The sequence below is a fragment of the Oleiphilus sp. HI0128 genome, assembly GCF_001635365.1.
In genome coordinates, this window is sequence record NZ_LWGG01001556.1 from 1 (window position 1) to 1,463 (window position 1,463).

The 1,463-nt window shown below is 45.3% G+C and carries 1 protein-coding gene and 1 pseudogene; one reads left to right on the top strand and one right to left on the bottom strand.

All coding sequences use genetic code 11. The annotated features are described in order from the left end of the window. Positions 1-189, top strand: a pseudogene (locus A3763_RS29255) (tryptophan synthase subunit beta like protein); the annotation flags it as partial. Between the two features lie 17 nt (positions 190-206). Here the strand turns inward: A3763_RS29255 and A3763_RS25685 are convergent. Then, positions 207-1,463, bottom strand: a 1,257-nt coding sequence (locus A3763_RS25685; RefSeq protein WP_197483132.1) for a VCBS domain-containing protein, incomplete at its 5' end; no start/stop codon positions are given.

Sequence of the window (1,463 nt, forward strand, 5' to 3'; positions counted from 1 at the left end):
TTACAGGATAGCGATGTTGATCTGGCGCGAGTGACGGAAGACCTCATCTCCTTGCTGGTGCAGAAAGGTATTATTTTGTTTACCGAACTGCCTAGCGCAGTACAGGCTAAGCTTGTTGATAGAGAAAAGCTGAGAGAAAAATTGGGCCAGGTGAATGTGTCTATATTATCGGAGGGCGATACGCTCTAGCTAAGTATTCAACTCTCTTAAGTAATGAGATGGTTGTCTTGAAAGTTTTGCTGAGTAATTTGCTGTAAAATCTCGCTTGCACTTGTATTGGCATTGTCTAGGGTCTCGCCCGTGGACTGATGGCTAGAGTTAGCCTTTCCGAATACGCTTTCTAGGTCGTTCTCTGTGTCATCATGTAGAACTTGATTTAACTCTAGGGTCTCTGGCTCGCTGGAGCTGTTGTTGGCAAAGAGTGGCTGATCACTTCCTTCAATCTTGATAATGACTGTTTGTGTCGTGCCATCAACACTTTCGACAACAAATGTGTCGAACAAGCGTTCTTTCTCTCCCAAAGAGATGACACTCGGGTTGTCAGTATTTAGTTCGTATCGCCAGTTGCCATGTTCATCAATACTGCCAGTGCCATAGTTAGAGCGGGTGGCAATGTCTTCGGCTGCTATAAAGTGAGATTGACCAAAGTCAGGGTCGTCGATGTTTAGCTTCTGTTCGGCGTAAGTGGCATTGGCTAAGTCGATCGTTTCAGAGTTGTCACCGCTTAAAAAAGGCTTGTCATCGGCGCCAAAAATAGTGATCTTGAGAAGTTGATTAGTACCGTCCACGCTTTTTAGCGGGATTAGGTCATGCAAAGTGTCGTTTTGATGAAGGCTTTTTACTGCGTCTGACTCACTATTGAGCGAATAAGTCCATTCGCCACTAGCGGAAATACTTACAAAGCCGTATGTGCCTTCAACCATGTCTTCAGCCAGCATTTGGGCTTCATCTTGGTCGAGGTCTTTAACAGTAAGCGTGCCGCTGATCGTTTCGGGTCTTTCACCAGGGCTATAGTTACTTAGTGCTGAAACTTCAGCGCTCTTGTCGCCAGAGATTGTTGCGCTGTCGTTAATCCCATGTATGGTGATATTGAGGGTAAATTTGTCGCCACTTTTGCTGATTAGGTCGATGCTGTCGATAAGGGAGTCGTTTGCCCCCAGTTCTTGAATTTTCGAAGTGTTGTTGTCTAGCGTGTATTGCCAGCTGCCGTCGCTGTTGTAATTGATTTGGCCATAAGCTGTTTCATGACTGGTTTCGTCAAATTCATAGTTTGTATCAACTTGGCCGCTTACTTCAAAGTGAATGTCTTCAGTAGTGCTTCGGTGCAGAGTTCCAAGGGATTTGCTGGAATGATCTATCTCTGCTTCTGTGTGAGGCGGTATGGCAGTTGAAGTGCTGACTTGTTCACTATTTTGTTCGTCTAAACTGGCTACTTCGTATTTGCTTTGCTTCGCTGAGTTGGC